18 protein-coding genes are annotated in these 19461 nt (G+C 42.3%); 14 read left to right on the top strand and 4 right to left on the bottom strand.

Going from position 1 to position 19461, the window contains the following annotated elements:
• The 3 genes from HQK88_03695 to HQK88_03685 all read right to left on the bottom strand — a co-directional run.
• Positions 1 to 2732, bottom strand: a 2732-nt coding sequence (locus tag HQK88_03695; GenBank protein MBF0615906.1) for an efflux RND transporter permease subunit, incomplete at its 3' end; no start/stop codon positions are given.
• 12 nt (positions 2733 to 2744) lie between these two features.
• Entirely contained in the window at positions 2745 to 3935 is a 1191-nt protein-coding gene (locus tag HQK88_03690) for an efflux RND transporter periplasmic adaptor subunit (GenBank protein MBF0615905.1), read from the bottom strand.
• 522 nt (positions 3936 to 4457) lie between these two features.
• A complete protein-coding gene (locus HQK88_03685) occupies positions 4458 to 5069 on the bottom strand; it encodes a TetR/AcrR family transcriptional regulator (GenBank protein ID MBF0615904.1) in 612 nt (203 codons plus the stop codon).
• A 572-nt stretch (positions 5070 to 5641) separates the two neighbouring features.
• On the opposite strand from HQK88_03685, the gene HQK88_03680 reads away from it, so the two are divergent.
• The 14 genes from HQK88_03680 to HQK88_03615 all read left to right on the top strand — a co-directional run bounded on the left by HQK88_03680 (position 5642) and on the right by HQK88_03615 (position 17641).
• On the top strand, positions 5642 to 6022 hold the full coding sequence (locus HQK88_03680) for a cupin domain-containing protein (protein ID MBF0615903.1): 381 nt from the start codon (positions 5642 to 5644) through the stop codon (positions 6020 to 6022).
• A 42-nt stretch (positions 6023 to 6064) separates the two neighbouring features.
• On the top strand, positions 6065 to 6445 hold the full coding sequence (locus HQK88_03675; protein ID MBF0615902.1) for a class II SORL domain-containing protein: 381 nt from the start codon (positions 6065 to 6067) through the stop codon (positions 6443 to 6445).
• A gap of 118 nt (positions 6446 to 6563) precedes the next feature.
• A complete protein-coding gene (locus HQK88_03670) occupies positions 6564 to 6689 on the top strand; it encodes a desulfoferrodoxin FeS4 iron-binding domain-containing protein (GenBank protein ID MBF0615901.1) in 126 nt (41 codons plus the stop codon).
• A 129-nt stretch (positions 6690 to 6818) separates the two neighbouring features.
• Positions 6819 to 9962, top strand: coding sequence for a PAS domain S-box protein (locus HQK88_03665; protein ID MBF0615900.1), 3144 nt, complete (start codon positions 6819 to 6821; stop codon positions 9960 to 9962).
• A 14-nt stretch (positions 9963 to 9976) separates the two neighbouring features.
• On the top strand, positions 9977 to 10618 hold the full coding sequence (locus HQK88_03660; GenBank protein MBF0615899.1) for a response regulator transcription factor: 642 nt from the start codon (positions 9977 to 9979) through the stop codon (positions 10616 to 10618).
• A 210-nt stretch (positions 10619 to 10828) separates the two neighbouring features.
• The gene (locus HQK88_03655) at positions 10829 to 11023 is read left to right on the top strand and encodes a hypothetical protein (GenBank protein ID MBF0615898.1); all 195 of its coding nucleotides are present in this window, start codon (positions 10829 to 10831) and stop codon (positions 11021 to 11023) included.
• Complete coding sequence (locus HQK88_03650; protein ID MBF0615897.1) at positions 11020 to 11202, top strand: hypothetical protein; 183 nt, start codon at positions 11020 to 11022, stop codon at positions 11200 to 11202. The genes HQK88_03655 and HQK88_03650 overlap by 4 nt, the downstream gene beginning before the upstream one ends.
• A gap of 196 nt (positions 11203 to 11398) precedes the next feature.
• A complete protein-coding gene (locus HQK88_03645; protein ID MBF0615896.1) occupies positions 11399 to 11893 on the top strand; it encodes a hypothetical protein in 495 nt (164 codons plus the stop codon).
• Positions 11894 to 12002: 109 nt separating this feature from the next.
• Positions 12003 to 12287 (top strand): hypothetical protein, encoded by a 285-nt coding sequence (locus HQK88_03640; protein ID MBF0615895.1) that lies wholly within the window; start codon positions 12003 to 12005, stop codon positions 12285 to 12287.
• An 82-nt stretch (positions 12288 to 12369) separates the two neighbouring features.
• Complete coding sequence (locus HQK88_03635; GenBank protein MBF0615894.1) at positions 12370 to 14100, top strand: 2-oxoacid:acceptor oxidoreductase subunit alpha; 1731 nt, start codon at positions 12370 to 12372, stop codon at positions 14098 to 14100.
• Positions 14078 to 14929, top strand: a complete 852-nt coding sequence (locus HQK88_03630) for a 2-oxoacid:ferredoxin oxidoreductase subunit beta (GenBank protein ID MBF0615893.1) — start codon at positions 14078 to 14080, stop codon at positions 14927 to 14929. Before HQK88_03635 ends, HQK88_03630 begins: the two co-directional genes overlap by 23 nt.
• A gap of 85 nt (positions 14930 to 15014) precedes the next feature.
• Positions 15015 to 15488 carry a bacterioferritin gene (gene bfr / locus HQK88_03625; protein ID MBF0615892.1) on the top strand — a complete coding sequence of 158 codons (474 nt, stop codon included), beginning with the start codon at positions 15015 to 15017 and terminating at the stop codon, positions 15486 to 15488.
• Between the two features lie 156 nt (positions 15489 to 15644).
• Positions 15645 to 16049, top strand: a complete 405-nt coding sequence (locus tag HQK88_03620) for a response regulator (GenBank protein MBF0615891.1) — start codon at positions 15645 to 15647, stop codon at positions 16047 to 16049.
• The gene (locus HQK88_03615) at positions 16046 to 17641 is read left to right on the top strand and encodes a HAMP domain-containing histidine kinase (GenBank protein ID MBF0615890.1); all 1596 of its coding nucleotides are present in this window, start codon (positions 16046 to 16048) and stop codon (positions 17639 to 17641) included. The genes HQK88_03620 and HQK88_03615 overlap by 4 nt, the downstream gene beginning before the upstream one ends.
• A 29-nt stretch (positions 17642 to 17670) precedes the next feature.
• Here the strand turns inward: HQK88_03615 and HQK88_03610 are convergent, their stop codons facing one another.
• Complete coding sequence (locus HQK88_03610) at positions 17671 to 19380, bottom strand: hypothetical protein (GenBank protein ID MBF0615889.1); 1710 nt, start codon at positions 19378 to 19380, stop codon at positions 17671 to 17673.
• Positions 19381 to 19461: the final 81 nt, after the last annotated feature.

The raw sequence follows: 19461 nt of genomic DNA, 5'->3' as shown, positions 1-19461 counted from the left end.
AGACCAAGCGGCAGCATTAGCAGATTGACAAAAGGTATAGTCCAGCTCTCATATAAAGCCGCCACGCTCAGAAACACCACCATCAGCGATATTGCATAGAGCAGCGGCGCCTGTGCACCAGCATTCTTTTCCTCGTAAGATAGGCCTGTCCACTCATAACCGATCCCAGGTGGCAGTTGAGCAGCCATTTTCTCCATTTCGGCCATTGCCTCTCCCGTACTTACCCCTTGCGCCGCCTGTCCCATAACCTCTACGGATGGAATCCCGTTATAGCGTTCCAGACGAGGCGAGCCATATTGCCAACGGGCGGTGGCAAAGGCCGAAAACGGAACCATGATACCGCTTTTATTGCTGACGTACCAGCTGTTGATATCCTCAGGCAGCATCCGGTACTTCGCATCGGCCTGGAGAAAGACCTTCTTGACACGCCCATTTTCTATAAAATCGCTCACGTAGGAACTGCCCCAGGCAGTTGCAAGCACGTCGTTGATATTCCCCAGTGAGACCCCCAGTGCTCCTGCTCTCACATCGTCAATGTCCAGCTTGAACTGTGGGGAGTCATCCTGGCCGTTAGGACGTACTGCAATCAATTTCGGATTTTTCATGGCCATACCCAAAAGCTGGTTACGTGCCTCCATTAGTTTCTCATGTCCCAGGCCGCTGCGGTCTTGCAGCATGAAGTCAAAGCCGTTGGCCTGCCCCAGTTCCAGCACCGCAGGTGGTGAAATTGCAAAAGCCAGACCGTCCTTGATTTTGGCAAACCCTCCCCTGGATCTTGCCGCAATCGCCGGTGCCTTAAGAGCAGGGGTTTTACGTAGCTTCCAGTCCCGAAGCTTCACAAAGGCAAGCCCCATATTCTGGCCACGGCCGGCAAAGCTGAAGCCTGCCACCGTAAGCACCGAATCCACAGTATTTTGTTCATGCTCAGTGAAATACTGCTCAACCTGTTTAAGGACATTGACAGTCCGTTCCATCGTGGCTCCTGCCGGCAACTGTATATGACAGAACATGAACCCCTGATCCTCATCCGGAAGAAACGATGTAGGCAGGCGCAGGAAGAGGAAAACCATGCACACAACGATTGCGCCGTAAACAACCAGATACCGCACAGGTTTGCTGAAGGAGCTGCCGACAATGGTTTCGTACTGTGTCCTGCGGCGGTCGAACCAGTGATTGAACCAACGGAAGAAGCCCTTAAACCAGCCGGCTTCACCTGCTGCATGACCTTTTGCCACAGGCTTAAGTATGGTCGCGCACATGGCCGGAGTAAGGGTCATGGCAAGCACTACCGAAAGTATCATAGCAGAGACGATAGTAATGGAAAATTGGCGGTATATGACACCGGTAGAACCACCAAAAAAGGCCATCGGCACAAAAACCGCCGAAAGTACGGTGACAATACCCCAGAGGGCTCCGGTAATCTGTTCCATGGATTTGATGGTCGCCTCCTTAGGTGTTAACCCCTCCTCACTCATGATACGTTCCACGTTTTCCACGACAACAATTGCATCGTCAACCAGGAGGCCAATGACTATGACCAGGGCAAACATGGTTAGAGTGTTGATGGAAAAACCGCTGGCAGACAGAACCCCGAATGTGCCAAGCAGCACCACAGGGACTGCTATGGTGGGGATCAAAGTTGCCCGGATATTCTGCAGGAAAAGGAACATGATGACAAAAACCAGGAAGACGGCCTCAAACAAGGTCTTTACGACCTCCTCGATGGAGATCCTGACAAATGGGGTAGTGTCATATGGGTAAACTACCTTCACGCCGGGAGGAAAGTATTTGGACAATTCCTCCATCTTTGCCTTGACTCTGTTGGAGGTTTCCAGTGCATTGGCGTCGGCTGCCAGCCTGATGGCCATGGCACCCACAGGTTTCCCTTTGTAGAAAGACTGTATATCATAGTTTTCTGTACCGATCTTGCACTCTGCTACATCCTTCAGCCTGACAGTGGAGCCGTCGGGGTTGGTGCGCAGTATGATGGCCTCAAACTGCTCCGGGCTTTGGAGCAGGGTACGGGCAGTGATGGTGGCGTTGAGTTGCTGCCCCGGAGCAGCAGGAGTGCCTCCGAATTGACCGGCAGAAACCTGTACACTCTGTGCCTGTAGTGCAGTACTCACATCATTGGAGGTCAACCGGTAGTTATTAAGCCTGGCAGGGTCCAGCCAGATCCGCATGGCGTTTTGAAAACCGAACGTCTGTAGTTCACCCACCCCCTGAATTCGGCTAACGATATCCTGGATGTTGGATACCATATAATCGGTTAGGGAGTTGCGGTCCATGGAACCGTCCTCGGAGACAAGCCCAACCAACATCAGATAATTTTTGGTGGACTTGACAACTGAAATCCCTTGCCTTTGCACAACCTGAGGCAAAAGCGGCGTTGCCAGTTGCAGTTTATTTTGTACTTGTACCTGAGCAATGTTGGGGTCGGTGCCGGCTTTGAAAGTTAGATTAATGGCTACCGCCCCCGAGGAATCACTGCTTGACGACATATAGATCAGGTTGTCAATTCCATTAAGTTTTTGTTCGACAATCTGAGTTACCGTATCTTGCACGGTCTGGGCCGAGGCGCCCGGATACAAGGCGTTAATGGTAATCTGGGGTGGCGCAATCGGCGGATACTGGGACACGGGAAGTGTTCTGATTGCCAGAAGACCTGCCAGCATGATCATGATGGCGATCACCCATGCAAATATTGGACGATTTATGAAAAATCTGGGCATGAAGCTTCTCCTTTATTTATTTGCTGCTGTTTTCTGAGCACCGGCGGGCGCTTCATCAGCTTTGCTGCCAAACGGCACTGCTTTGACCTGAGTTCCCGGGCGAGCTTTCTGCAGTCCTTCGAGGATGACACGGTCACCTGCTTTCAGCCCTTCGCTGATGAGCCAGTTGTCTCCTACTGTCCGAACGACCTTGATAAGCCGGGGTTCCACTTTCTCCCCGGCTCCTACAGCCATAGCCATAGCGTTGCCGGCAGGGTTGCGTGTAACCCCCCTCTGAGGAACCAGTATAGCTTGCTCACTTACCCCCTCCTCCAGGATAGCCCGGACAAACATACCCGGCAGCAGCGTCTGCTTTGGGTTTGGGAAAACCGCTCGCAGCGTAATGGAGCCGGTACTCTGGTCCACTGTAACTTCAGAAAACTTTAGTGTGCCCTGTTGCGGATATGCGCTGCCATCCTCCAGCAGCAACTTAACCCGTGCCTGGGCTGCAGCATTGCTCTTCAGAAGGCCGCTGGCCAGATTTTGTTTCAGGCGCAGCAGCTCGGCGCTGGACTGAGTGACATCCACATAAATGGAGCTGAGATCCTGAATGGTGGCCAGAGCGGCAGGCTGGCTTGCGGTTACGAGAGCGCCGCTTGTGACTGATGACCGCCCTATTCGTCCGGAAATGGGAGCAGTTACCCTGGTATATGCGAGGTTTATCCGGGCGATCTCAAGTGCTGCCTTGCCGGCCTCTACATCAGCCTCAGCCAGCTTAAACCCTGCGCTTGCATCGTCATACTCCTGTTGGCTAACCGCGTTTATTTTTACAAGTTCCTGATAGCGGCCAGCCTTGAGGCGGGCAGGAATGAGATTGGCCTCAGCCCTTATAAGTGCAGCCTTTGCGCTACCGTAGGCTGCCTGGTAGGCAGCAGGGTCTATCTGGTAGAGCACCTCACCCGCTTTTACATCCGCCCCTTCGGTAAACTGGCGTTTCTGAATAATACCGCCCACCTGAGGCCGCACCTCGGCAATGAGGTAAGCAGAGGTGCGCCCGACAAGCTCTGTGGTAAGCGCCACGCGCTGTGGCTGTATCACAACTACTCCCACCTCGGGTGGCATGTTTGGTGCCGTTGCAACTGTGGAACTCTTTTTTGCGCAACCGGCCACAACAATGTATCCTGCAAGTAGTACAATGATAGTAATTATCCTGGCTCTTTTCATGTATAGAATAAACAGCTCTGCGAACGTCATGTTTGTTTCCTCCTGTTTCTGTAATACCGAGTTGAGACCGTTGCAAAAATATTATAACACCAAAGTTGAGTTCAAAAATATAACAAAATGTTATAGAAAAAGGATGAGATTGCCACACCCCCTGCGGGGGTTCGCAATGACGGCGTGGGCTGTGCGTGGGCGTACCTATCCGTCATTACGAGGAGCGATAGCGACGTGGTAATCTCATCATTATTATATTTTAGGCTGCTACTCGGTATTAATTGGGAAATACTTTTCCCACATTTTGGGAATTTTGCAACGGTCTCAAGTCGCATTCTATCGCCTAACTTCGTTGGCATCGTCAAAAGCTCCTCAACGTCTCCCCTAAAGGGGAATCCCCTGTAAAAGTACGCCTCCGTCGCTTTCTCCTTGCCGCCTTGTTATACTCTGACTGCAACTCGGTACAAAAAATATATGATAACGTTATATGAACCTTGTGCTTGACAAGCGTTAATTTTACAGGTAAAAAAATCACGTCCGGTAGCCCCTCAATAAACCATCAACCAATGTAGCGGCAAGGACTTTTCGTTCAGCCCAGGGGAAACTGCTGTTATAGGTGGTCATAGCCAGCAGACCGTGAATTGCTGTTGCAAGCACCTGCGTTAATACGTCTATATCCATGCGGCGAAGTTTTCCCGCCTCGATGCAATCCTCCACTAGTCTTCTGAATTCTAAATATGAATCCCGCCGCATTGACTTTTTTCCCATAAACTCCTCCGGCTCACTATAGACATTGAGCGTCGTGAAAAAAAACACCTTGTATTCATTAGGATTGTCAAACCCAAAGTCAATGAAATTAAGCAAGGCTTGACGCAGAGCATCAAGGGGATTGCTCTGACGCGCCCTTATATGCCTGATATTGTTTAAGAATTGTTCGGAGACCTCTTCGCAAATGGCAAGAAGCAGTTCGTCCTTATTTTTAAAATAAAGATAGATGGTTGTCGGCGAATAGCCTATTTTTTCGGCAAATTTCCTCATTGAGAATTTTTCACAACCATCTTTAATGAAAAGCTCACGGGCCGAATCGAGAATTTCCCTGCGGAACTCTTCTTTATAGTTAGCTCTCTTTTCCTTGATACCCATATAATTATTATTCCTTAACGATGATATTTAATATTAACAGTGTTAATATAACTCTTCGCATTTTTTTTGTCAACTTGAGACCGTTGCAAAAATATTATAACACCAAAGTTGAGTTCAAAAATATAACAAAATGTTATAGAAAAAGGATGAGATTGCCACACCCCCTGCGGGGGTTCGCAATGACGGCGTGGGCTGTGCGTGGGCGTACCTATCCGTCATTACGAGGAGCGATAGCGACGTGGTAATCTCATCATTATTATATTTTAGGCTGCTACTCGGTATTAATTGGGAAATACTTTTCCCACATTTTGGGAATTTTGCAACGGTCTCAACTTGTTATCCTGGCCACACATTTGTTTGTAAAAGATGAACTGCTTACCTTATAATGTACCCCAATTATAGGTAATTTATCTGTTTATCCTTATTTATCCTATTCAATAATCTTCCGTTTACCGATTGTTTGGAAATTTTATTAATGTAATAATTATAGCAACTTAAGTCATTATTTGGGGAAACACTAATATTATCGCAGTGTATATTGCTGAATTTATCAAAAGGAGGAGGACAGTGTTATGATTAATTTCATTGAAAAGGCCGCTATGAAGAGTTTTGATAAGCCAGATGAGATTATATGCTTTTCTAAAGGTAAACTTGAACTAATCACTATTGGAGAAAGAAAAATCGGACGCGCCACGTTTGAGCCGGGCTGGGAATGGTCAACATCCTTACAGCCCATTGTGAAAACTATGCGCTGTGAATCACCGCATTTACAATATCACATGTCTGGGACGTTAAAGGTTTTAATGGATGACGGCACGGAGTTTGAGTGTAAGGCAGGCGATGTATCTTTGCTGCCGGCTGGGCATGATGCCTGGGTGGTTGGAGAGGAACCTGTTGTGGTTGTGGACTTTATAGGTATGATGGATTACGCTAAAGAAACAACGTCGGTATAATATTTCTTATAAATCAACACAAATAAAAGGAGGATGATTGCAATGTCGGAGAAAGAAAAAAGTTTGTTTTGTGGAGTAAACAGGGTCAAAGACGCAGAGAACATTACTGAACTTGAAAAGAAACATATTCCGTTTATAATGTGTCCTGATGAGGTAAAATCAGGTGAGCCCTTTGAGGTCAGAATAAAAGTTGGCGAAATCCCGCATGTGATGCTTGATGGGCATTTTATTCAGTGGATAGACGTCTATTTTGGTGAGAGCTTTTATGCAAGGGTGGAATTAACGCCGGTAGTTACCCTTCCAGAGTTTTCACTTTTTTTGGTAAAAGGCGGAAAGCATAGAAAATCTACCTTACGTGTGGTGGAGAGATGCAATTTGCACGGCCAGTGGGAATCTATAAAAGAAATCACCGTTAAGGAATGAGTGCAGGTGGTTTTTAAGGTAGGAATATTGTTAAAGTAGTTTGTATGTACCTCCCTGGTGAGACTAACCATGATGGAGGTAAGACGTTAATTACTATTTAAAAAGGGGGACTTGTAAGATGGCAGTAAAAAAAGTTGGAGAAAAATACAAATGTAATGTTTGCGGCAACGAGGTGGTAGTGACAAATGTCGGAGGCGGTGAGCTGGTGTGCTGTGGGAAGCCCATGCATGAGATGTCGTTATAACCAATAAAGTAGCAATCAGAAGCAAACACAGGCGTCAAGGAGAAAGCGACTTAATCGTACTTTGTAGGGGCGAATAATTATTCGCCCCTGCTTTTGACGTGTGCTTTCGAGGTTAAGGGAGAATAAGTAGTGAGCATAAAAAGTAAATTTGTGGCCGCAATATTATTAATCTCAGCGATCCCTCTTTTTTTAATGGGGCTGATTATTTATAACCATTATAAAAATTCATTATTTATTACTATTGAAAATCATCTAATGGAATTAGGGACAATTCAAAATTCCAGAATTAAAGTGTCTATAGAAAGATTTACAGACAGTGTGAGAATGATAGAGAACAGGCCATTATTGAAAAAACATCTTGCATTATATAATGAAACCGGAGATATTAATGCTTTAAATCATATTAATGAAACAATAGATGATATAAGAAAAACTTTTCCTATGTTTCACGAAATAAGTATTGTCAATACAGCCATGAAAGTTGTCTCATCTTCAAATGCTTCAAGTGTTGGTATGGTATATAAAGAGAATGAAATTCTGCCCAAAAGAGATAATAGTTGTGGTTATGTGGAGGTATTTAAAGGAGAGGACAATTATGCCGACCTTCGTTTTTCATGTTTACTGACGATAGATAATAAATTAGAAGGTTTTGTTACTGCTATAGTGCATGGAGGCTTTCTGAATGAAATTACAAATGACTATTCCAACATGGGTAAAACCGGTGAAACAGCTGTAGCAAAACGGGATAAAAACGGAAATGCCTTGTTTATAGTGCCGTTGCGATTTGATAGCAATGCCGCCTTCAGACGTGTAGTATCAAAAGATGATACTAAAGTTCTCATGACGCAGGCATTACTCAAAAAAGACAATTTGTTTAAAGAAGCTGAAGACTACAGAGGAGTAAGTGTGTTTGGAGTCACGCATTATTTAAAGGATACAGATTGGGGAATTGTCGTCAAAATTTTCAAATCAGAAATGATGGAACCTTTGGCACAATTAAGGAATATTCTGATTTTTAGTTATATTTTCTTAATGGGTATTATCATTATCACTGTTATGTATGTTTCCAAACGCATTACCGCTCCGTTAATGGAGCTTACAAATACAGCAGTACTTATAAGCAAAGGTGATTTTTCTCAAAAAATACAAAACGTGTCAAAGGATGAGACAGGTGTCTTAGCCACAGTATTTAACCGGATGACAGATATGCTTACCGTCAGAGAAGATGAGCTATCTAAACACAGAGAATCTCTTGAACAGCTTGTATCTCTGCGTACAGACGAACTTAATGCCTCTAACGAATCGTTAGAATCCGAAGTAGAAGCTCGAAAGATTACAGAAGCAAGTTTAGTTGAAACAAATAATAAGCTAAACAGTCTGATTAGTTATATACCTGATATTGTATTATTTAAAGACGTACAGAAAAGATTTATACTGGTTAACAAGGTTTTTGAAGAAATAATCGGTTTAAAAAGAGCAGAAGTTCTTGGAAAAACAGTGGAGGACTTTTTTCCTGCCAACGATGCAGAAGTATATACCAATGAAGATGAAACAGTTATGAGGACACGCAACACTATCCGCAATGTTAAAAAATTACATATAGGAGATAAAAATATTTATTTAGATACGATTAACGCCCCAATTTTCGATAACTCTGGTACTCTTATAGGGCTTGTAGTAATAGGCCGAGATATAACGGAAATGACAAATATAACAAACGCGCTTCAGGAAAGCGAAGGGAAATACCGTGCCCTCGTAGAAAATAGCAATGATATTATCTCCCGCCTCGATAAAGACAACCGATACCTCTACATAAATCCGACCGTAAGCACATTTTTGGACTTAAAGCAGGAGGATTTTATTGGTAAAACAAACTGCCAGGTAGGCTTACAAGAGCACTCTCCTGTCTTATTGGATGAAAAGATACAAGAAGTCTTCAATACGCGCCACCAGCAGGAGGTCGAGATTGAAATTAAGGGACTCAGAGGTAAAACATATTTCAGTTGTCAGCTCATACCTGAATTTGACAGTGCTGGTGAGGTAATAACCGTCGTGGCTATTTCGCGTGATATAACAAAACGCGTCGAACTTGAACATCAGCTAATGGAAAGAAACGAAATGCTTGAAGATATTGTAAAACGCCGCACCGCAAAACTAATAGAATATAACGATAATCTTATAGAAGAAGTGCGTCAGCGTAATGAGGTACAAGCTCAGTTAGTAAGAGAAAAAAACCTCTCCGATACTATAGTTAACACATTACCGGGGATTTTTTGCCTTTTTGACAAGATCGGCAAGTTATTATTATGGAACAAGAACCTTGAGGCTGTTACTGAATATTCATCTGAAGAGATACCTGATGTGAGCATATTTGACTTCTTTGCCGACGAGCAGAAAGAGGCCGCCTATTGTGAATTCAGAGACATATTTGTAAACAGAAAAGGCGATTACGAAAAATATCTCTGCAACAAAAGCGGGAAACATATCCCGTTTTATTTAGTAGGTTCAGTAATAGATTTAGATAACGAGCCTTACTTAACACTGATAGGCATAGATATAACTGACCGTAAAAAAATTGAAGATGAGTTGGTATCGTCAAGGGAAATGCTGCGCCTTAACGCAATTTATCTGCAAAACACTATTGAGGAGGACAGAAAGAAGATAGCAAGAGAACTACACGACGACCTGAGTCAGGCGTTGACGGTATTAAAAATCGAGATTTTAGATGTTGGAAAATCAACTGGTTTATCTGATAAACACATAATAGTTGATAAGATAAAAAATATCACTGGCATTGTTGACAATATTATTGACAACATGCATAGCCTTGTAATGTCCTTGCGGCCAACCGTACTTGATGACTTTGGTTTGGTGTCTGCCATAGAGTGGCAGATTAACGAACTTCGGCAACGAACAAATATCACCTTTGAGTTTAATACCATAAATATTAAAGACAAATGGTATTTCGATGAGATTGGCAAGGAATATTCTACGATTTTATATCGTGTTTTTCAGGAATCAGCAACTAATGTAATCCGCCATGCAAAAGCTGAAAAGGTTAGTGTAAAATTATATAATGATGTGGAATCGATTATCATGGAGGTGGAGGACGACGGCAAGGGGATTAACAAGTCCATGATGTTTGATTATAAATCACTGGGTATAATAGGGATGAAAGAACGTGTTTTGCTGGTTGGAGGGACGTTGGATATTAGTAATGGGGCCTCTGGTAAGGGGACGAAGATTACCGTAGTGATTCCGCTAAAGAAGTAGGAGGAAAAATCGGTATGATTAAAATCTTTCTGGTTGACGATCATCCTATTGTAAGGTCTGGAATTATAAAAGTCCTGTCCAACGATCCTCAAATATCTGTAATAGCGGAGGCTCAAAACGCAAGAGAGGCCATGGATAAGTTAGAAGAGATAACCCCCGACGTCGTCATATTAGACATTACCCTGCCTGATGAAAGTGGCCTTCGGGTGCTTGAGAAAATAAGGTTTAAGTATCCCAAACTGCCGGTTCTTATGCTCAGTATGCATTCTGAGGAACAGTATGCCCTGATGGCCTTAAAACTTGGTGCCTCTGGATATCTGACAAAGAAGACCCTGCCTGAGGAACTCATAAATGCAATAAAGAAGGTAATTACCAAGGGAAGGTATATAACCGAATCCCTTGCAGAAAAGCTTGCAGACGGGGTGGACATCAATGTTAACAAAGCGCCGCATGAGGCTTTGGCTGTCAGAGAGTTGCAGGTAATGATTATGATGGCCTCAGGGGTTGCCCCTAAAGAAATTGCCGAAAAACTCTGTTTAAGCGTAAAAACTGTTAATACGCACAGAAACAATATACTTTTAAAGATGAAAATGAATAACAATGCCGATATTATAAAATATGCAGTTAAACACAATCTCGTCAGCCAGGACGAATAGCTCCCAGGTATTAGGTAATTTCCATGCGTATTCTAAATAGTCCTATATAGAAATCTGCCGTTTACCGATTGATTCAAAAAATCATTAATGTGATAATTAATCAAGCTCTATCTTGATATGTTATCGAAAGTGTATCAAAGACAAAGTAACGCGATTGAAGGCTACTTGGTATTAATCAGAACTGAACTAACCGTTGAGGAGGTATTATATATGTCATGTCCTTTCTATAAAGACCGTATTTGCAGTAAAGTTGTTACGTATGAATACTATCCGAGTTTCTTTCAGGTAAAAGAATACTGCTTATCAGAGAAAGATGATTTCACAAAATGTCCATTCTTTAAATTCGGCAAAACATTAACCGGAGTGCTTAAGACATCTGAGATTGTAATGGAGGACAGACTATGAAAGCTAAGGTTAAAATATTTACATATCATTTTCCCATAGAAAAGGTACAACATTTAACAGTCAGAGAGGCAGAGAACGAGGCCATAAAATTAGCGCTATCCGTGTCAAAGGGTAACGAAATAGTGGCCTCGTCACTGCTTGGTATATCCCACGATGCTCTGCAGTCAAAGCTGACATAAGAAGAATATCAACTCCTAATACCAAGTTGCAGGCAGAAGCATAACGAGGCGGCAAGGAGAAAGCGATGTAGGCGTACTTTTAGTACGTTGAGGAGCTTTTGACGATGCCAACAAAGTTAGGCGATAGAATGCAACTCGGTATAAGGCGGCAGACAGCCGCTTAACGAATCATTTCAGTAACAGGGGGGTAATTACTATGAGACAAGATGAGAGAAATAAAGAAATGTATAACGATTCATACGAGACCTTAAGAAACGAAACAGTAAACTATGGCCGCATACAAGGGCCACAAGCCGTCTATAAGCCGCAGAAGATGTCAGACTATGTTGCGTTCCGAATAAATTCTGTAAATAAAAAAGTCTGGAGACTATACAACACGTTGATTACTGAAAAAAGTATTATGGATTTAAAGGGGGAAGTATCAACCATAGCTTCTGGATATTTACAAAAAGCCGGGCGTATTATTGATCTATCAGACATCAATGGAACAGCTAAAAATCTAAAATATAAATCTACAGAATTGAAACAAGAAACAGTTTGTTTTTATAAAGAAATTGCAAACTCTCTGAAAAAAGCATATTACTCATTAATCTGGCTATACAGTACCTACCCGGATGATTCATTAAACTTACATTCCATTGATGATAAAAACGCTACAAATGAGTACAGCAGCAGTGAAGGAGCCCGCTGATGGGATTGAATGGTGGAAAGTCCGTGAGACTTTTAAGATGCTGACAGATGCCTTGTAATGATTATTTTATTAAGCGGCCAAATGCACGCGGCAGAGGAGGACTCAGGCAATGAATGGCAATATCAGCTTAAATTATGGTGGTGTAAAAGATACATTTAGAAATTTTTTCGATATAAGCGAAAGTTTTATTAATGAAAAAGAGGGTATGGAATGCTGGAGGTTCACAGGTTGTCCAGAGGAGATTAAATGCAAGTGTCCGGCTGTGGCTCAAGACGCTGAAAGAAGATGTTGGCTTGTTGTTGGAACCTTTAGCGTGGTTGAGGAGACTGCTCCATGCGTAAAAATACAAGGCTCGTGCAGGCAATGCGGCTTCTGGCTTCTGGCACATTTATGAAGGGAAAACGGCAAGGCTGCAGCGACACCTCAGGCACTTATTATATTAAGGACATATGGAGGAATTAACGATGAGAGATAGTATGGATTACACAATATTAATCGGCGGGAAGGCAGGGCAGGGTCTGCAAACAATTGGAGGGGTTTTAGCACGGTTGTTTTCCCGTATGGGATATCACGTGTTTTCACATCAGGATTACATGTCACGCATAAGAGGCGGGCATAATTTTTACCAGTTGCGGTTTTCAGATAAAGAAGTATCTTCATCCAGAAAAAAGGCTAATATAATAGTAGCTCTTGATTTGACTACTATAGAGTTGCATAAAGATGACCTGGAGGAAAACGGTATAATAATTTTTGATGCCCAATCTGTTAAGCAGACCTTTACAGGGCAGGAATTCCTAAACGTGCCTTTCGATAAAATAGCAGTCGAAAACGGTGGGGATAAAATAATGTCAAACACGGCGGCTATAGGCGCAGTGTTGGGTATGCTGAGGCTGGAGACGACGTTATTAGAGGAAATAATACACACAAATCTAAAGAAAAAGGGCAACGACATAATAAACAAAAACATACTGACTGCTAAAGCAGGGTATTCCTATGCTATAAATGAATGTACACAATGCAGTTTTGCCGTATCCATGCCCGGTAAAAACGGCAATATGTTGATTGATACCTCACAGGCGGTAGGACTTGGCTCAATCATGAGCGGCTGTAAGTTTTACTGTGGATATCCAATGACGCCCTCGACCGCCGTGATGAATTACATCGGATCTAAGGCTCAGGAGTACTCAATCGTTGTGGAGCAGACAGAGGATGAGATAAGTTCTATTAACATGGCCCTGGGAGCTTCTTACGGAGGTGTGAGGTCAATGACGGGAAGTTCCGGCGGGGGCTTTGCCCTTATGACTGAAGGGGTCTCATTAGCCGGCATGATGGAGCTGCCTGTAGTTATAACGTTGGCTCAACGCCCTGGGCCTGCAACCGGATTACCAACTCGTACAGAGCAGGGAGATCTGTTATTTGTACTTCACTCAGGACACGGTGAGTTCCCACGGGTGGTGTTTGCCCCTGGAAATCCTGAACAGGGGCTTTATCTGACAAATAAGGCATTTGATCTTGCCGAAAAGTATCAAATTCCAGCCTTTATAATAACGGATCAGTACATAGCCGATGCTCAATGGACTTATGAATCTTTAGATACTGACAAGCTGGTTTATAATGATTACAGATTGAGATCAAGAGATGGAGCGGAGGCGGAAAGTGCATATCAACGCTATAGCTTTTCTGAGGGTGCAGTGTCTCCACTTGCCGTACCAGGCGATTCAAAACGGCTGGTCGTAGTGGACAGCGACGAACACGACGAGGCCGGGCATATGATAGAAGACGCTGAAATGCGCACAAAAATGATGCAAAAGCGGCTTTTACAAAAGCTCCCTTTAATTCAACAAGAGATAGAGGCTCCGTTTTACTTTGGAGGTGAAAAACCTGATATAGTTGTAACCGGATGGGGCTCCACCTATGGGATTATAAAAGACGCCGTTATGTCGCTTAGCAAAACGCAAAACATAGCTATGCTTCATTTTTCACAGATTTACCCGCTTCCATTGTCTGAGCAGTTTGATTACCTGAAGATACTGACTGAGGCCAGAATAACAATTTGTGTGGAAAACAACGCAACCGGCCAGTTTGCGTATCTTATGCGCGCTGAGACAGGTTATAAGTTCACTCACCATATTAACCATTTTGACGGAAGACCCTTTTTGCTTGAGAGTCTCACAGGAGAGATAAATGAATGCATTGAGCGATTATAAAGGACAGGAACCGGCCTGGTGTCCGGGGTGCGGTAATTTCCCGATTTTAGAGACATTGAAAACTGCCCTTTTTGAACTAGGGATGGAACCGCATCAGTTCACGATAGTTTCAGGCATAGGACAGGCTGCCAAATTACCGCATTATTTGAAATGTAATACGTTTAATGGTCTCCACGGGCGAGCCCTGCCGCCAGCTACCGGAATGAGGCTGGCCAATCATGAAATGCCGGTAATAGTAACATCCGGCGATGGCGACTGTTACGGTGAGGGGGGCAATCACCTTATTCATGCAATAAGAAGAAACATAAACGTTACACTATTAGTGCATAACAATCAAATATACGGTCTTACTAAGGGGCAGGCATCCCCAACTACCACAGAGGGAGTGGTAACAAAGACACAGCCATTTGGAGCAAATGCCTCTGAGCTTAATCCGATTTCTTTAGCCATAGGCCTTGATTGCAGCTTTGTAGCGCGTGGATATGCTGCCGACAGCGTATTTCTCAAATCAATAATTAAAGAGGCAATAACCCATAAAGGATTCGCTCTTGTTGATATACTTCAACCGTGCGTTACCTTTAACAAGTTAAACACCTACAGCTGGTACAAAGAAAGGGTTTATCATCTGGATGAAACCTACAATCCATACGACCGTGCAGAGGCATTCAAACTGGCCATAAAACTGCCAGACAAAATTCCCACGGGAATTATATATAAAAACAACAAACTTACGTTTGAGGAGCGTATTCAGATATTGAAAGAAAGCCCGCTTGTCAAACAAGGCTTTTCTCTGAACAGTACATTAAAAGAATTGGATACTTTTTATTAAACCCAGAAAGTATAAACAACCCATGTCCTTGACAAACAATAGCAAGGTAATTATAGTATAATTAATCTATCTAAAGGAGGAGAAAATGAAAGGTAATGAAAAAATTAATGAGGTGTTGAATGCCTTACTATCCAATGAGCTGGCAGCAATAAACCAGTACATGGTTCATTCAGAAATGTGCAGCAACTGGGATTATGAGCGACTGCACAAACGCGTAGAAAAACGTGCCATTGATGAAATGAAACATGCCGAAAAACTGATAGCAAGGATTCTTTTTCTTGAAGGTATCCCAATAGTTAGTAACTTAAGCAAAATACATATAGGCGCAAACGTGGAAAAGCAGCTTGAAAACGACCGCAGTGCCGAGGAGCGGGCTATTTTAGCGTACCGTGACGCAATAAGGCTTTGCTATGAGCTCTCTGACCACGGTACCAGAGAGTTGCTGGAGGATATACTGGAGGACGAGGAAAACCATATAGACCTCATTGAGGCTCAACTCGATCAAATAAACCAAATGGGTATAGGCTCATACCTGTCGGAACAAATTAAAGAACAATAGACTACTACAAAACGGGAGGGGTAAATTAGAGATGCGTTTGTCCTAATTTACCTCTTTTTCTGTAACACCTTATTTTCTGTGGCTGAATAGATTCACAGCGATAAAATCGCCGTGTGCTCTTGACAACTCTTAGTGTTTTCGTATAACGTGTACGTTATGGGCGGAGAGTTTGAAGTCCTTTTGCTTGATGACGAGCCGATTGTGGGCAAACGGTTGAAGCCTGCGTTGGAAAAGCTTGGCTGCGAGGTCGATGTCTTTACTGATCCTAAAGAAGCGCTGAAAAGATTATCCGAAAAAAATTTTGATGTAGTGGTTACTGATATAAGAATGGAGGATGTTGATGGGTTAGATGTGCTTGAGGCTGTGATGAGTAAATCAACCACGACAAAGGTTATCATGATAACCGGCTATGCTATGATGGAGTTGGCTCAGCAGGCGTTATCCAAGGGTGCATTTGACTTTATTGCTAAACCGTTTAAACCTGACGACCTCCGCAGCGTTATTATCAAGGCGGCTGAGGTACTTGGTAAAACTGATATGTTAAAATGTGCGGTTAAATGATGCTTTTCCAAAATTGTTTAGATAAATGGTATAACTGCGCGCTTAAGCGCTTAAAAACCCTTCTCGATAAGAAAATAGAAAAAATTGAGTCTCAAAATAATCTCACCGGTGACGGTACTTCAATAACTCAGCGATTCACCGTAAGATCACACATATACATGGTTTTTGTAATCTCTGTTATACTTTCTTGCGCTATAACTGCAGCTTTAGGTGTTACTGTCTATTTAATTACCAGAGACATGAAATACGTCAATCTTGCCAACACCTACATCCTGCTTTCAAATAAAGCGATGTTTCATGAAAGGAACTTTGTTGCCGGCTGGGAGGATATTAAAGAAAGTAAAGAGAGCATAAAGGCTTTTGAAATGGTTGTATTTGAACGTTACAATGATTTTGGAAACTTTTTTGATAACTCAAGGCTGATTTCAAACATAGAAAAATACGGCAGACTTCTTGATGATTTGACAGAAATTAATACTTTCCCACCCTCTGAGCAGACAAATGCTAAAGTGGTAAAAATTCGTAATGAGTTACACCAACTGAGCGACGAAATAAGTAACTACGGTAAACTATTTTCTGAAAGAACTGGCCACACGATGAGAAAGGACATGTTCTTATTTAAAATAGTTTTTGTACTGGCGACGTTTTTTTTGTTTTTGTTTATGCTCTTTATCGTGCATTTACTTATCTACAGGGTGTTAAGAACGATGAGCCGGATAGTGCAGTACGCAAAGCACCTTTCAACCGGACAGCAAATTAAGTTTATGCCTGGAAAGGTGTATCAGGATGAGTTTTCAGACCTTGCCTCAGCCCTTGAGCAGATGATGAAGGAGTTTGACAGGCAGCAAAACATAATATCCCAGTCTCATAAACTACGTGCCGTAGGTACGCTTACTGCCGGTGTGGCGCATGAACTGAATAATCCCATTAATAACATAACCCTTACGGCACACATGCTTCTTGAGGACTATCATGACTTAGATGAGGATGAACGCCTTGATATGATAAAAGACTTGATAGACGAGGCCGATAGATCTCGAACCATAGTGAGAAATCTTCTGGATTTTGCCCGCGAGAGCGAAAGCATCATGGAGCCGATTGGCATCTCAGACGTTGTTACAGAGACACTTAAACTGGCTGGTAATCAGTTGAAATTAAACGGTGTCCACGCTGATTTAACAATTGCTCCCAATTTGCCCAGAATTCACGGTGACAGACAACAGCTCGAACAGGTGTTTCTCAACCTTATACTAAACGCACTCGATGTGACCTTGAAAGGCGGACAGATACGTATTGACGTGGAAAGGGGCGATGAACCGAATTTTGTGGTCGTTAAGGTGGCCGACTTTGGAAATGGCATTCCGGATCACATTTTACATCACATCTTTGACCCATTCTTTACGACTAAATCCAAAGGTAAAGGCACAGGGCTTGGCCTTTCCGTCTCTCAGGGGATTATTGCCAAACACGGTGGACAAATCACTGTCAGCACAAAACAGAAGAGAGGAACTACTTTTACCGTTAAACTTCCTATTACAACCATTCCAGCCGATATTGGGGGAAACATGGAGTCAGCCCACGGAGCATTTTGATGTAAATTAATTAATTGCAGCTGCCATATTCACACATCAAACTCTAAAGTAAACCTCGCTCCTCCTTCAATGTTTTTAACGCTGATTTTACCGCCCAAACTGTTTTCTATTATTATTTTTGACATATAAAGCCCGATACCTGTGCCGCTGCTTTTTTCTTTAGTGGTAAAATAAGGTTCAAAAATCCTGTCTATTATTTCATCCGGGATTCCCCCGGCGTTGTCGCTTATTTCCATAATTAATCTGTTGCCATGTTTGTAGCAGTCTATATTTATCTTGCCGTACTGTGGTGTCATATTCATAGGCAGATTTTGTCTTTTCTCTTCAAGAGCGTCATTTGCATTTTTTATTATGTTCAATATGACATGGGCTAACTGATTTCTGTATGTTGTAATTACAGTGGCATCACATGAGATTACCTCAGAGAAGTGATGAAATGTCTTGTTGTGTGTATGGCAAGTGATGCTGTAGTTAATGTGTCTGATTTGTGATGAAAACAATGAAAACACATCTGCGGCAATTCCAATCATGTCAAATGTTTCCTTTCCCTTTGATGGTTTAAAAAAATTCCTGAAGTCATCTACTGTTTTTGACATAAAATCAATCTGTTTCATTGTGTCAGCTACGGTATTTTCAAAATATTCGTCATTGAGTTCTTCATATTTATACGAATCATGGAGGTTCTGAATCATGAGGCCGAGAGCATTCAAAGGCTGTTTCCACTGGTGCGATATAGCAGCTATCATTTCACCCATAAATGCAAGTTTTGATTGTTGGATTAATAACATTTCCTTCTGCCTGCGTTTTTCCACCTCCTCGCCCATCTGATTCTTAAGTTGTTCATTGAGCGACTCTAACTTATTCTCTGTCTCCTTACGGTGAGCTATTTCCTCTGTTAATTTCTCATTAGTAGCCGAAAGTTCCCTTGTACGCTCTGTATTTAACTTATTACTTAAACTTAGGTCTCTGAACAGCAAATCAAAAGGCTTATTGGTTCCCGTCACAATTATAGCTCTGTAGATACAATAATAGGATATGACTTTGAAAATATGCCCAACCATGTTCATAAAGTCATATACACCTGCATACAGTGTAAAACAAAGCTCTGCAGCGATTGTAAACGATATAGATACGGTCAATAATTTCAAAACATCAATATCAAAAAATTTTTTATTTTTATACAATAAAATTAAAGAAGCAGCAAAAACACAACAAATGGTGTATTCGCTTATTTTCTTAAAGGGAGTTAATCCAACTCCTTCCACATAACAGACAGGAAAGACATTCCACGTGAAAATTGACGCAAAAATAAGCAATGTTATAAATAAGTAGAGACTAAACATCAGGGAAAATCTGATTTTAATCTCTTTTAAGAAAAATGGAGCTATTAACAGGGAAATACACTCGATGTACCTCGTTGCTATCCATATTTCAGTTGCTACTAATTTTCCCGGTATAACATTCATGCCCTTATATGTAAGTGTATGCAGTGTGTCAAGGCATCCTACAAAGAAGTATGTTAATCCTATGAAGTATAAATAATTATTTTGTATGTATCTGCGAGTGTTATAAGAAAGTGTGAATATGCAAAACGCTATAACTATACTAAACATCTCTGCAAACGTGTGAAAGACTAAATACCCAAACAAACTGCTGATGTACAGGCTTGAGACTATTATAAGCCATAATAAAATACTTCTACTTAATGAAAAGTCTGATGTCTGCTCATAACAATCCATCTCTCTGCTCCTAAAGTATAATCTTTGAAGTCATGCACCCGTCCCTGAAATTAGTATATCAGAAAATATCATGTTTTGTAG

It is taken from the genome of Nitrospirota bacterium, assembly GCA_015233895.1.
GTDB lineage: Bacteria > Nitrospirota > Thermodesulfovibrionia > Thermodesulfovibrionales > Magnetobacteriaceae > Magnetomonas.
This window is presented reverse-complemented; position numbering and strand designations above follow the sequence as displayed.